Source organism: Streptomyces rishiriensis, from assembly GCF_030815485.1.
Lineage (GTDB): Bacteria > Actinomycetota > Actinomycetes > Streptomycetales > Streptomycetaceae > Streptomyces > Streptomyces rishiriensis_A.
This window is the reverse complement of record NZ_JAUSWV010000002.1, coordinates 7,614,364-7,626,939: the sequence shown is the minus strand read 5'-3', so window position 1 is coordinate 7,626,939 and position 12,576 is coordinate 7,614,364. Positions and strand designations below refer to the sequence as shown.

9 protein-coding genes are annotated in these 12,576 nt (G+C 72.7%); all 9 read right to left on the bottom strand.

Annotated features, from left to right (window positions below; translation table 11 throughout):
* Window positions 1-148: 148 nt before the first annotated feature.
* Entirely contained in the window at window positions 149-1,426 is a 1,278-nt protein-coding gene (locus tag QF030_RS36255) for an ABC transporter substrate-binding protein (RefSeq protein WP_307166792.1), read from the bottom strand.
* The gene (locus tag QF030_RS36250) at window positions 1,423-2,535 is read right to left on the bottom strand and encodes a branched-chain amino acid ABC transporter permease (protein ID WP_307166791.1); all 1,113 of its coding nucleotides are present in this window, start codon (window positions 2,533-2,535) and stop codon (window positions 1,423-1,425) included. The genes QF030_RS36255 and QF030_RS36250 overlap by 4 nt, the downstream gene beginning before the upstream one ends.
* A complete protein-coding gene (locus QF030_RS36245) occupies window positions 2,528-3,424 on the bottom strand; it encodes a branched-chain amino acid ABC transporter permease (protein ID WP_307166790.1) in 897 nt (298 codons plus the stop codon). The genes QF030_RS36250 and QF030_RS36245 overlap by 8 nt, the downstream gene beginning before the upstream one ends.
* Window positions 3,421-4,329 carry an ABC transporter ATP-binding protein gene (locus QF030_RS36240; protein ID WP_307166789.1) on the bottom strand — a complete coding sequence of 303 codons (909 nt, stop codon included), beginning with the start codon at window positions 4,327-4,329 and terminating at the stop codon, window positions 3,421-3,423. The genes QF030_RS36245 and QF030_RS36240 overlap by 4 nt, the downstream gene beginning before the upstream one ends.
* Window positions 4,326-5,108, bottom strand: a complete 783-nt coding sequence (locus QF030_RS36235) for an ABC transporter ATP-binding protein (RefSeq protein ID WP_307166788.1) — start codon at window positions 5,106-5,108, stop codon at window positions 4,326-4,328. The genes QF030_RS36240 and QF030_RS36235 overlap by 4 nt, the downstream gene beginning before the upstream one ends.
* A 1,107-nt stretch (window positions 5,109-6,215) precedes the next feature.
* Window positions 6,216-7,511, bottom strand: coding sequence for an acyltransferase family protein (locus tag QF030_RS36230; RefSeq protein ID WP_307166787.1), 1,296 nt, complete (start codon window positions 7,509-7,511; stop codon window positions 6,216-6,218).
* Window positions 7,508-9,709, bottom strand: coding sequence for a glycosyltransferase (locus tag QF030_RS36225; RefSeq protein ID WP_373428855.1), 2,202 nt, complete (start codon window positions 9,707-9,709; stop codon window positions 7,508-7,510). Before QF030_RS36225 ends, QF030_RS36230 begins: the two co-directional genes overlap by 4 nt.
* 242 nt (window positions 9,710-9,951) lie before the next feature.
* Window positions 9,952-10,827 (bottom strand): hypothetical protein, encoded by an 876-nt coding sequence (locus QF030_RS36220; protein WP_307166786.1) that lies wholly within the window; start codon window positions 10,825-10,827, stop codon window positions 9,952-9,954.
* Between the two features lie 329 nt (window positions 10,828-11,156).
* Entirely contained in the window at window positions 11,157-12,524 is a 1,368-nt protein-coding gene (locus QF030_RS36215) for a PucR family transcriptional regulator (RefSeq protein ID WP_307166785.1), read from the bottom strand.
* Window positions 12,525-12,576 lie beyond the last annotated feature (52 nt).

Genomic DNA, 12,576 nt, shown 5'->3' with positions numbered 1-12,576 from the left:
TGCGGGCGGGCAGGGCGAAGTCCGGTGCACCGGAAGGTGATCGCGGTGCACCGGACGTCGTCCAGCCTGGCCCCGCCGTCACCCGCGGGTCCAATGGAGATAAGCGAACGCATTCAGCAGCACGGCCGCTGAATCGCGGAAGTGCCGGTCAGGAGCGGTTCTCCAGGTACTCCGTCACGCCCGGCGCCTGGTGCGCCTCCTCCACGCCCACCAGGCCGCCGACCGCCTTCGCGTCCGGCTTGAGCACATAGGTCGACAGGGCGGCGGGGCGGGAGACGTCGGAGAAGTCCTGCGGGGAGCCGAGTCCGGTGTCGGCGTTCTTCTGCGCACGGTGCGCCTTCACCACGTCCTCGCGGGCGAGGCTGCCGGCCGCGCAGGCCTTCTTCAGGTCGGCGCCCAGCAGTTGGGCGGCGTTGTATCCGGAGAGCACCCCGGAGTCCACCGGGGAGCCGGGGTACTTCTTTCCGTACGCGGTCACCATCTTCTGGACGCCGGGCAGGTCCGAGCTCACGGCGGGCGCCGCGCTGACCACGTTCAGCATGCCCAGCAGGGCCGGCGCCGCCGGGGTCTTCATCAGCTGCGGCGCGAAGCCGGGCGCGCTGCTGACGACGGGGACCTTCAGTCCGCGGGAGGCGGCGACCCCGACCAGGGAGGCGGTCTGGGCCGGGCCCGCGCTGATCAGGACGGCCTTCACACCGGCCTTGCGCAACGCCGAGACCTGCGCGGAGAGGTCCGTGTCCGTCGCCTTGATCTTCTGCGGGACGATCTTCAGCCCGGCCTTCCCGGCCGCCCAGGTCGAACCCTCCAGGGCGTTCGCGCCGTAGTCGCCCTCGAAGTACACATGGCCGATGGCGTCGCCCTTGGCGAGTCCCTTGGTGCGGGTGAGGAAGTCGACGGCCGTGATCATGTCGACGTCGTAGGTGGTGCCCATGACCTGGACGGAGTCTTTACCGAGCAGGGATGCCGCCCAGGCCTGCGGGAAGGTGAGCAGGTGGTCGCTCTCGATGTCGTCGAGGAGGGCGGCGACGACCGGGGATCCGATGACCTGCGGCAGCGCGACGACGTCCGGGGAGAGGTCGGCGTAGGCGGTGACCGCCTTCTGCACGTCGTAGCCGTGGTCCTTGACGACGATCTCGACCTTGCGGTCGCAGATCCCGCCGGCGGCGTTGGTCTCGTCGGCCCACATCTGCTGGGCCTGCACGATGCTCTTGCCGAGGGTCGCGTAGGGGCCGGTCAGGTCGGTGAGGGCGCCGAGTCTGATGGTCTTCGCGGTCACTCCGGGGCCGGACTTGACGCCGTCGGCGCTCTCGGAGCCGCTGTCACCGTCCGCCTTGGAGCTGCATCCGGTGGCCGCGACGAGCAGGGCCGCGAGCGCGGCGGCGAGGAGGGTTGCGGGGGCGCGGTGTCTGGGGTGCCTGCGGTTCACGGGGTGGACTCCTTGGTTCGGACTGCGGAAGCGGACGGACGGGTGGCGGGCGCCGGGGCCGGGGAGGCGCGGCGCAGACGGGTGCGGACGCGGCGGACGAGGCCGCGCAGTCCGTCGGGGGCATACAGCAGGATCAGGACGATCGCCGCGCCGTAGAGGTAGCGGGCCGCCTCGGTCGGGCCCACTCCGCCCTCGGTGGTGCCGGGGGCGGTCACCAGCGGAAGCTGGTCGGCGTAACGGGTCATCAGCAGGGGCAGCGCCGTGACGAAGACCGCGCCCGCGGCGGCCCCGGCCACCGAGCCGAGACCGCCGATCACGATCATCGCCAGGTAGTCGACCGACAGGGCCAGGCCGAAGTAGTCGGGGACGACCCGGCGGAAGGCCAGTGCGAGCAGCACCCCGGCCAGGCCCGCGTACATCGACGACACGACGAAGGCCGCCGAGCGGTGGCGGGCGACGTCGACGCCCATGACCGCCGCCGCCGTCTCGCTGTCGCGCAGGGCCGCGAGGGCACGCCCCGGGCGTCCGCGCAGCAGGCCGCGCGCGGTCCACCAGGTGCCGGCCAGCAGGGCGAGACCGAGGAACCACAGGCGTTCCTCGGCGCCGAACGGCACGCCGAGCAGGACGAGGCCCGGGTCGTCGTCGGTGAAGGAGAACCCCCCGATGCTCAGCGGGGGCACGGAGCGGCCGTTGAACCCGCCGGTGACGGAGTCGGCGGTGAGCAGCACATGGTGGCCCAGGAAGACCAGGGCGAGGGTGGCGACGCCCAGGTAGATGCCGCGCACCCGCCCGGCGACGGGGCTGAACAGCCCGCCCGCCGCCCCGGCGAGCAGCACGGCGAGGAGTGCGGCGAGCGCGGTCGGGAGTCCCGGGCCGGGTTCTCCCGCCAGCCAGGTGTAGCCGTAGGCGCCCACGGCGAGGAAGAACGCGTGCCCCAGGGAGAGCTGACCGGCGGTGCCGGTGAGCAGGCCGAGGCCGACGGCGCCGATGGCGGCGGCCATCGAGAACAGGCCGATGCGCAGCCAGAAGGCGTCCAGGTAGAAGGGCAGCGCGCACAGCAGAAGGGCGGCCAGGAGCACGCCGGCGCCCTTGGGGATCCGCTCAGACACGAGCCGCTCCCTTCGCGCCGAACAGTCCGGTGGGCCGCACCAGCAGGACGGCCACCATGACGGCGTACGGGGCGACGTCGCCGAACCCCTCGCCCAGCACGTGCAGTTCGGACTGGTATCCGGCCGCCAGCGCCTCGGTCAGGCCGATCAGCAGGCTGCCGGCCAGCGCGCCGGGCGGGGAGGTCAGGCCGCCGAGGATCGCCGCCGGGAAGGCCTTGAGGGCGATCTGACCGGTGGTCCGTTCCAGCCCGGGGGTGGGGAACGCGGCGAGGAACACCGCGGCCAGGGCGGCCAGGGCGCCGGCCAGGCACCAGGCGAGCATGCGCACCCGGCTCAGCCGTACGCCCATCAGCGCGGCCGCTTCCGTGTCCTCCGCCGCGGCCCGCAGGGACAGGCCCCAGGACGTGTAGCGGAACAGGGCGAAGACGGCGCCGATGGCGAGCGCGGAGACGGCGATCGCGGCGAGCCGGCTGTCCGCGACGGTCACGGAGCCCAGACGGGTCACCGAATCGCCCCACGGGTCGCCGAGGGTCAGCAGGTCACCGCCGATGCGCCGGGAGAGGTCGGTCAGCAGCACGATGTCCACGCCGATGGTGACGATGGTCTGCACATGGGCGGCCTGCGGGTCGGGGTCGCCGCGCTGCAGCAGCAGCCGGTCGAGGGCCCCGGCGAGCGCCGCGGTGGCCAGCACGGCCACCGCGAGGGCACCGGCGAATCCCCAGTCGTCGTGGAGGACGGCGACGAGGTAGCCGCCGAACAGCAGCAGCGATCCGTGGGCGAAGTTGAGCACGCCGGACGCCTTGAAGATGACGACGAAGCCGAGCGCGACCAGTGCGTAGACCGCGCCGAGCGCGAGCCCGGTGAGGATGCTGTCGAGGAAGGCGGTCATACGGGGTCCCCTTCGGAGTCGGTTTCCTCTTCGAGGGCGGTGCCCTGTGCGGTGGTGCCCTGTGCGGTGGTGTCCTCGCCGGGGGTGTCCTCGCCCGGGGTGCCCAGGTAGGCGCGCAGCACTTCGGGGTGGCGGCGGACCTCGTCGGGGGTGCCGTGGGCGATCCGCCGGCCGAAGTCGAGCACCGTGACCTCGTCGGCGAGGCGCATCACGAGGCCCATGTCGTGTTCCACCAGCAGGACCGACAGGCCGAGCTCCGCGCGGACGGTGTCGATCACCTCGGCCGTCCGGGCGCGTTCGGCGCCGTTCATGCCGGCCACGGGCTCGTCGAGCAGCAGGACGCGTGGTTCGAGACAGAGGGCGCGGGCGAGCTCCACGCGTTTGCGGTCGCCGTACGACAGCAGGGCGACGGGTGTCTCGAAGCGGGTCGCCAGTCCGGTGAGTTCGGCTATCTCCCGGGCCCGCGCGAGGTGGGCGCGCTGTTCGCGTACCGCCCGGGGCAGACGCAGGGCGGTCGCGGCGAAGCCCGCGTGGGACAGGATGTGGCGGCCGAGCATGAGGTTGTCGGCGACGGTGCCCTCGGTGGTGACGATGTTCTGGAAGGTGCGGGCCACGCCGAGTGCGGCGATTCGGTGCGGCGCGCGTCCGGTGAGCGGCTCGTCACCGAGCCGGACCTCCCCGGACACCGGCCTGTACAGGCCCGACAGGACGTTGAAGCAGGTGGACTTACCGGCGCCGTTGGGGCCGATCAGGGCGTGCACGGAACCCGGGGCGACGGTGAACGACACCGCGTCCAGGGCGGTCAGTCCGGCGAAACGCACGGTGACGTCCCGGACCCGCAGTTCCGGGGGCGCCGCCGCCGGGAGCCGGTCCGGGGCGGTGTCGGTGATGGGGCGCAGGCTCACGCGGCCCCCTGGTCGCCGGCGTCGTCACCGAGGTAGAGACGCCGTACCGCGTCCGTGCGCGCGAGGTCGTCGGCCGGACCGGACAGCCGGACCTCGCCCACTTCCAGAACGTAGGCGTGGTCGGCGAGGGACAGCGCCATGCCCGCGTTCTGTTCGACCAGCAGGACGGCCGTCCCCTGGTCGTTGATCTCGCGGATCACCTCGGCGATCCGGAACACCATGCGCGGGGCCAGGCCGAGGGAGGGCTCGTCGAGCAGGAGCAGTCGTGGTGCCGCCATCAGCGCCCGGCCGATGGCCAGCATCTGCTGCTCTCCCCCGGACAGCAGACCGGCGGCCTGCCGACCGCGCTCGGCGAGCACCGGGAACAGCGTGTACACGCGGTCGCGGGCTTCCCGGACCTGCTCGGGCGCCCGACGGCCGAGGCCGAGGCCGCCGGTGCGCAGGTTCTCCTCCACGGTCAGGCCGGCGAAGACCCGGCGGCCCTCCGGGACCTGGACGACGCCGGCCCGCACCGCCGCCACCGGGTCGCGGCCGTCCAGGACCGTGTCTCCGTAACGCACGAGGCCGGCCGTGACGGTGCCGCGGTGCAGACGCAGGGTGCCCGACACCGCCCGCAGCAGCGTGGACTTACCGGCGCCGTTGGCGCCCAGCAGCGCCACGACCGCGCCGTGCGGGACGGTCAGGGACACGGAGCGCAGGGCTGACAAGGCCCGCCCGTACGTCACGTCGAGACCCTCGACGTGCAGCGCGGGCCGCTCCTGCGGGGGTACTCCGGGCATCGCGGCTCCTCGGGTCCGTGCCGGCGGGCACGGAGTTTCGGGGGAAGGGGAGCTCACGACAGCACGACGAGGGAGGGGCGGTACAGGTGCGGACGCGGGGTCGCTGCGCCACCCCAACGGGAGGTCGGCGGGGTTGTGCGGGTGCCCAGGGGGGACGGGCCCCGGGCGCCCGGAACCGGACGGGGCCCACTGCTCAGGCCCACGGACCCGGCCCCCGCTTCGTCGCCGACGCCACGGTGACACAGGGGGGCTATGAGGATGCCGATACCGATGCCAGGCCGTGTCCGCCCACCGGCCTTGTCTGCCCGGAGGCACGGCTCCCGACGCCCGATGCGCTCGGATGCGACGGCGGCACAGGGGCGCCGTGGCGATACCGGTGCCAGGGCATGTCCGCGAAACAACGTCGTCCGCCCGGCGGCAAGGCTCCCGGCGCCCGATGCGCCCGATCACGAGGCGGAGGGTGGTCCTCCCGGCGCCTGCATGTGGACGGTCATGTGGGCGATCCCGCCGACGCGGCCGGGGGCCCCTGCGGGGGCCTGCCGGGGCGTCGCGAGTCCGACCGGACTGTGCGGACATGGCCTGGGACCGTGAGCAGGAGCAGCGTCCGGCAGAGGCTCGCGCCACGGCCTGCCGGGCGGATGACGGTGCGGGAGATGACGGACGGCTGTCCGGCGTGACCGAGCCGCCGCCGCGCCGCGCGCGGGTCGGACCGACCTCGGGCCGGTCCCCCTGTCGGCGCGCGGGCACGGTGCCGCGGCCGCCCTCGCTCACGCCGTCCGCGGGCCGCTCAAGCCGTCCGCGTGCCGCTCACGGCCGACGGCGGACCGCGGACCGCCGACGACCGACCGCTGATCGCTAACCGCCGACGACCGACCGCCGACCGCTGACGACCGTCGGCTGACGGCTGACGGCTGACGGCTGACGGCTGACGGCTGACGGCTGACGGCTGACGGCTGACGGCTGACGGCTGACGGCTGACGGCTGACGATCGTCGGTGTACCCGGCACGGCGCGGCCGGTCGCGGTCGGCGTGGCGTTCACCTCCACCCCGCGGGCCCCGGGCCGGTGCGGGTGCCGCCGCCGCGCGAGGCGGCGGCGGCACCTGTGGTCACCGGGCCGCACCACCCGGCTTCGCGCGTCGCGCCTTGCTCTCGCGGCCGTCGGGCCACAGCCGCGGCTTCCGCTTCGCCGCGATGTCCTCGATCCAGCCGGTAGCGATGATCATCGCGCCGATGAGCGGCCAGACCAGCACCAGCATCCACAGCATGTAGGTGGAATCGAGACCGGCCGTGGCGCTCCGGCTCTCCATGAACGGCAGTCCGTACGCCAGGTCGATGATCGGGACGGTGGCCATGATCAGCAGGTTGTGCCACAGGTAGATCGTGACGGCCCGGTTGTTGGACAGGGTGATCAGTCTGTCCCAGCGCGCCAGTGCGCGCGGGAGTTCCTGCCACGAGGGCGAGTACTGGAGCAGGATCACCACGAACCCGAAGGACCAGGCGGCCTGGGCCAGCGGGATGTCGTTGAGGTCCCAGCCGTCCGGTCCCTGGTGCCCCGAGGCCCACCACAGGCCGAAGGCCATGATAAGTGCGGAGCAGGAGACCGCCGCGTAGCGCGGCACGCGGGCGAGCAGCCCCTCCTGGTGGGCGAAGCCCAGCACCCAGCAACTGCCGTAGACGGCGAAGTCGCTGACCGCGTTGCCGGTCTCGCCGGGTATGGACACCAGTCCCGTACCCACCACCGACGTCAGCGCCAGCGGAGCGAACAGCGTGACCCAGGGCGCTCGGCGGAAGGCCCAGAGCAGCAGTGGCGAGGCGAGCACGAACCACAGGTACGCCCGCAGGTACCAGAGCACGCCCGCCGCCTGGACCGCCCAGGTGTTCTCCAGCAGACCGGACTTGGAGCCGATGTCCCAGGGGAACGGAGGCGCGCCGAGCGGGACGATGTAGTTGAGCAGTTCGACGACGCCCAGGGTGCCCCCGTGGTCGGGATCGTCCAGCGGTTTCCAGCCGCCCGCGAACATCAGCGTCAGGACGACCGCGCCGAACAGCCACAGCGGCGGCAGCAGTCGCCGGACCCGGTCCCGGATCACGCCCAGGGGCGGACGCTTCAGCGAGCGCGCCATCAGTGAGCCCGCCAGGGCGAACATGACGCCCATGGACGGGAACAGCACCGTGAGCCAGGCCCAGCCGAACAGGTGGTAGACGACCACCCTGACCAGGGCGATCGTACGCAGCAGGTCGAGGTAGCGGTCGCGTCCCGGCTTCTTCGCGGCGGTCGCGCCCTCGGTCCCGGTCGTGGCGGGCGGCTCCGGCAGGGCTTGCGCGGTCCGCTGCCGGGGGACGCCGAAAGCCGGTGTCCGCTCGGAACCCGCGTCCGTGCCGGTCGGGTAACCCTGGGTCATGCGACAGGCCTCCGGTCGTTGGTGCCGCCGGTGCGCTGACGCGGTGCCGGGCCGCCCGGCGCCTCGACGGCGCCGGTGCGGCGCAGTTTCTGCCAGCGCAGCCGGCCGCCGGTGAGGGCGGTGATCCAGGACTGGAGCAGCACGACGTACATGAGCTGGCGGTAGAGGATCTGCTGGAGGGGCAGCGAGATCAGGTGGGTCATACGCTCGCGGTCGAGCCGGAAGGCGTAGGCCGCGCACACCGCCTGGACGGCGAGGACACCCAGCCAGGCCACGATCGTCCTCTGGGTGGGGCCGAACACCACTCCGTAGAGAAGGAAGACGTCGATGAGCGGGGCCAGCAGCGGGGCGAGCACCATGAACAGCGAGACGAACGGCAGCCCCACGCGGCCGAACCGCCCGGACGGGCCGCGCTCGAAGAGCGCCCGGCGGTGCTTCCAGATCGCCTGCATGGTGCCGTACGACCAGCGGTAGCGCTGGGACCACAGCTGCTGCACGGACTCCGGGGCCTCGGTCCAGGCACGGGCCTTCTCCGCGTACACCACCTTCCAGCCGTCGCGGTGCATGGCCATGGTGATGTCGGTGTCCTCGGCGAGCGTGTCGTCGCTCATGCCGCCGACCCGCTCCAGGGCCGAGCGACGGAAGGCGCCGACCGCGCCGGGGATCGTGGGCATGCAGCCCAGGACGTCGTACATCCGGCGGTCGAGGTTGAAGCCCATCACGTACTCGATGTGCTGCCAGGCGCCGATCAGCGAGTCACGGTTGCCGACCTTGGCGTTGCCGGCCACGGCGCCGACCTTCGGGTCGCCGAAGGGCTGCACCAGTTCGCGGACGGTGGACGGCTCGAAGACCGTGTCGCCGTCCATCATCACGATGAGGTCGTGCCGGGCGTTGGCGATGCCCCGGTTGAGGGCGGCCGGCTTGCCCGCGTTGAGCTGGCGGACGACCCGGACGCCGGGCAGGCGCAGGTCCTCGACGATCCGGGCGGTGCCGTCGTCGGATCCGTCGTCGATGACGAGCACCTCGATGGGGTGCTCACTCGCCATCAGCGAACGGACGGTGTTCTCGATGCACTTGGCCTCGTTGTACGCCGGTACCAGCACCGAGACCGGTTCGGTGACCGGCGGGCCCCAGCCGAAGCCGGGCCGCCGCACCCTGCGGGCGTGCAGGACGGAGAGCAGCAGCATGAGCACGAACCGGCTGATGACCAGGACACCGATCACCGCGAGGCCGACCATCAGCACTCCGGTGATGTTCTCGGCGGCCCCGACGAGGAAGATCCACGCCTTGCCCTTCCACAGGTCGAGGCCGGTGACAGGGGTGTGGGCGCTCGGCGCGCCTAGGGCCTCCGTGAGGTTCTCGAACTCGTAACCGCGGGAGGCCAGCTCGGGCAGGAACCGGTCCAGCGCCTGGACCGTCTGGTGGCGGTCGCCGCCGGAGTCGTGCATCAGGACGATCGCGCCCTTGCCGCCCTTGGGCGTGGCGCGCCTGATGATCTCCTCGACGCCGGGCTTCTTCCAGTCCTCGCTGTCGGTGTTGTTGACGACGGTCAGGTAGCCGCGTGAGCCGATGTACTCGGTGACCGGCCAGGACTCGTTGTCCATCGCGTCGGCGAAGGACGAGTACGGCGGGCGGAACAGCGAGGTGCGGATGCCCGCGGCGCCGGCGAGTGCGAGCTGATTCTGGGACAACTCCCAGGAGATACGTTTCTTCGACTGAAAAGACAGGTCGGGGTGGTTGAAGGTGTGCAGGCCGACCTCGTGACCCTCGTCGACCATGCGCTGGACCAGCTCCGGATAGCGGGAGGCCATCGTGCCGGTGACGAAGAAGACGGCGTGCGCGTGGTGCTCCTTGAGCACGTCGAGGACCTGGGGCGTCCAGACCGGGTCGGGGCCGTCGTCGAAGGTCAGGACCAGCCGGTGGTCGGGCACCTCGCGGCTGGTGCTGCGGCCGCCCCGGCTGTCGATGACCGGGCCGCCGTCCAGGATCTCGTCGGGCACCTTGTCGGCGGCCGCCTCGGGCTGCACGCGGTGGTCGGCCAGGATCTCGCTGTGGACATAACCGCGCACCATCAGCATCGCCATCATGGCGACCAGGACGAGGGAGGGCAGCATCAAGCGCATCGGTACGCGGCGGCGCCGGGCGGCGCTGTCACGGGCCGCGGCTGCGGGCCTGCGACGGCGGGCGGGGAATGCCATCGGAAAGTGTGCTCCAGAACAAGGCAGGAAGGGGAGTGAGCGGGGGCCGAGGGAAGGGAGGGTGAGCGGGGGCCGAGCGGAATCGGTGACCACAGCGGCCGGGAGGAAGGGGCGGCAACGGGGCCGGGCGGAAGGGGCGTCAGCGGGCACGGAGCACAAGAGGTGGCAACAGCGGCCGGGCGGAAGGGCGTCAGCGGGGCGGGCGCAGAAGGGGCGGCAAGGAGGGCCGGGCGGAAGCGGTGTCAGCCGCCGGAGGACACGGAGTTCGCCTCGCCGAGGATCTCGCCCGTCCCGCCGGTGTCGTCGACGGCGCTCGGCGAGGGGTCGGTCCCGGCACTGTCCGACTGGCTCGCCTCGGGTGAGGCGGCGGCGGAGTCCGACACGGCCGGACCGGACGCGGTCGCCGTGACGGTGGGGTTCGCGGTGGTCGTGCCGGTGGACGCCTCGGGCAGCGCGGACGCCTGGGAACCGCCGGGGCTCACGGTGGCACCGGGCACGTCGCCGGCGCCGCCCATGGACGACGCCGTGGGAGCGGAGCCCGCCGAGCCCGCACCGGGCGCGGCGCTGCCCGATCCCGAGGGGCTCTGGGAGACCGCGGGCACGGGCGAGGTCTCGACCTTCCCGGCGGGGGTGTCGTCGCCCTGTCCCGGCAGGGGCAGCCAGGGGGCGCTGGAGTTGCCGGAGACGAGCGTGGCGACGATGACGAGGGCGTACACCGAGCAGGCGATGCCGACGGCCACTCCGAGGCGGCGCAACCGGCGGCTGCGGCGGCCCGACTCGTCGACGAACACGGGCGTGCCGGCGCCGTCCTGGGACTCGAGCCGGCGGCCGGTCGGGGCTGCCGTGGACGCCGGGTCGACACCCGCGAGCTGCACCGTCAGCTCGTCCGCGTCGTGGAGGGGCTCGGCCGTGAAGGCGGGATGCACGGCGGCGCCGACGGGCAGGGGGGCCGTCGCCTCGGTGCGCGCGGAACCGGGTTCCTTCGCGGCCTCCCAGAAGCTCCCGGCTCGTACCGCTCTCGTCCGAATGCCGGTTCTGCGCCCGGCGAAGACGGTGTCGTGGGCCCCGGACGGATCGTCCGGCCCTTCGGGTTGGGCGTCATCCGGCCAACGTTCCACTTGGTCAACCCCCACGAGACTGCTGCGGGATGCGCAGACGATGCCGAGCACACGTCCACCGGACCAAGCCCCCACCTGGTCCGAGCGCCCCCAGATAGTTGATGCTTGGACTGTGACTATAGCCCACCTGATCAAAGCGTGAACTTTGTGTCGAAAGTGTGAAGAGATTGGTCTGTTGGAGGTGACTGAAAATGATCCTCGCACAGTCATCCGGGAGACATGCACATCCATCTCACAAGGCGGACGAGGCTCACGGGTTACGCATGGCCGACCGATCGGTGATTCCGGCCATCGGTCGCATGTCGTGGCACAACACCGACGCCCGGCGTTCAGCGGGCGTGCAGACCCCGTGCCGTCAGGGCGAGGCTGATCTCCACCAGATCGGCCGGCCGGGACAGGGAACGGCCCGTCAACTGCTCGTAGCGGCGCAGCCGGTTGAGGACGGTGTTGCGGTGGCAGTACAGCCGCTCCCCCGCCCGCTGGGCGGAGCCGTCGCAGGCCAGCCAGGTGGCCAGGGTGTCGAGCAGAACGGCCTCGTCGGCGGGTTCCAGACCGCTCAGCGGCCCGAGCACCCGCTCGACCAGCGCCGCGCCCAGGTCGGGGGCGGAGACCACCAGCGCGGCCGGGAGGTGCTCCGTCAGCCGGATCGCGCCGCCGGGCCGCGGGCACATGCCCAGTGCGATGTCCGCGAGACGACGGGCGTCGCCGACCGCGGCCAGTCCCGACACCGCCGTGCTGACGCCGGTCCGTGCGCTGCCGGGCGACACGGCGGACGACACGGACGGCGAGCCGGCGTCCGCGCCCCCGCCCCTGATCGTGGACCCGGACCCCGACCCCGACCCCGACCCGGACGCGCTCGCGCCCTCGCCTTCACTGCCGTTCTCGCCCTCGCCCAGGAGGACGATGCCGTAGTCCACCTCCACCCCCGTGTGCCAGTACGCGCGCCTGCCCCGGGCGTGGGCGGCCCGCGCCCCCGCGGCGTCGGAAGGACAGCCGGCCGTCACCGCCACGACGAGGTAGCGGCCCTCTTCGGGGAGGTCCAGCGCCTGGGCGGTCTCGGGCAGGTCCGCGATCCGGCTGGCGCCGTCGAGCAGGGCGCCGGCCAGCACCCGCAGCCGGTTCTCACGCCGCCAGGCGAGCTGCCGTTCGGCCTGCCGGTAGGCGTCGGCGACGAGGGTGCAGTGCTCGTCGACGAAGTTCCACACGTCGGCGGCGATGTGCACGAGCAGCCGCACATCCTCGGGAGCCGTCCGGCAGGTCTCCTCGATGAGGCCCTGCCACACCAGGGATCCGCCCAGCCGGAAGGCGTGCAGCAGGGCGTCCAGCGGAAGGCCCTGTTCCGCGCGGGTCGCGCCGATCTTCCACGAGCAACGGCGGGCCGCGTCCCGGCTGCCGCGCGGATCGATCAGCGAGGACACGCTGTGCCGCAGCGAGCGGTGCACCTCCTGCCAGGTCGCGGTCGGATCGCTCGTCACGGCCGCGCGATAGGCGGGCTCCTGGTCCTGGAGAGCGGTCACCAGCCGGTCGGTGAGATCGGGCAGGTCCGCCAGGAGCACCCGGGCGGCACGGTGCAGGACCCGGAGGGCGTCGGCGTCGATCAGCGACCGGACATGGTGCGGATGCGGCCGGGGACCAGGGGCCGCCGGTGCGCCGGGGGCGGGACGGAACACGGTCCGTGACCGTAGGGCCTGATGCATCGCGGTCCTCCCCCTGGGCAGTGTCCAGCCGTCCGACTCGTCCTGCCACGAA

Bases quoted from the DNA above. Each gene is read 5' to 3' on its own strand.
- QF030_RS36245 (WP_307166790.1), bottom strand. From the start codon at position 3,424: ATGACCGCCTTCCTCGACAGCATCCTCACCGGGCTCGCGCTCGGCGCG.
- QF030_RS36235 (WP_307166788.1), bottom strand. From the start codon at position 5,108: ATGCCCGGAGTACCCCCGCAGGAGCGGCCCGCGCTGCACGTCGAGGGT.
- QF030_RS36230 (WP_307166787.1), bottom strand. From the start codon at position 7,511: ATGACCCAGGGTTACCCGACCGGCACGGACGCGGGTTCCGAGCGGACA.
- QF030_RS36225 (WP_373428855.1), bottom strand. From the start codon at position 9,709: ATGGCATTCCCCGCCCGCCGTCGCAGGCCCGCAGCCGCGGCCCGTGAC.
- QF030_RS36215 (WP_307166785.1), bottom strand. From the start codon at position 12,524: ATGCATCAGGCCCTACGGTCACGGACCGTGTTCCGTCCCGCCCCCGGC.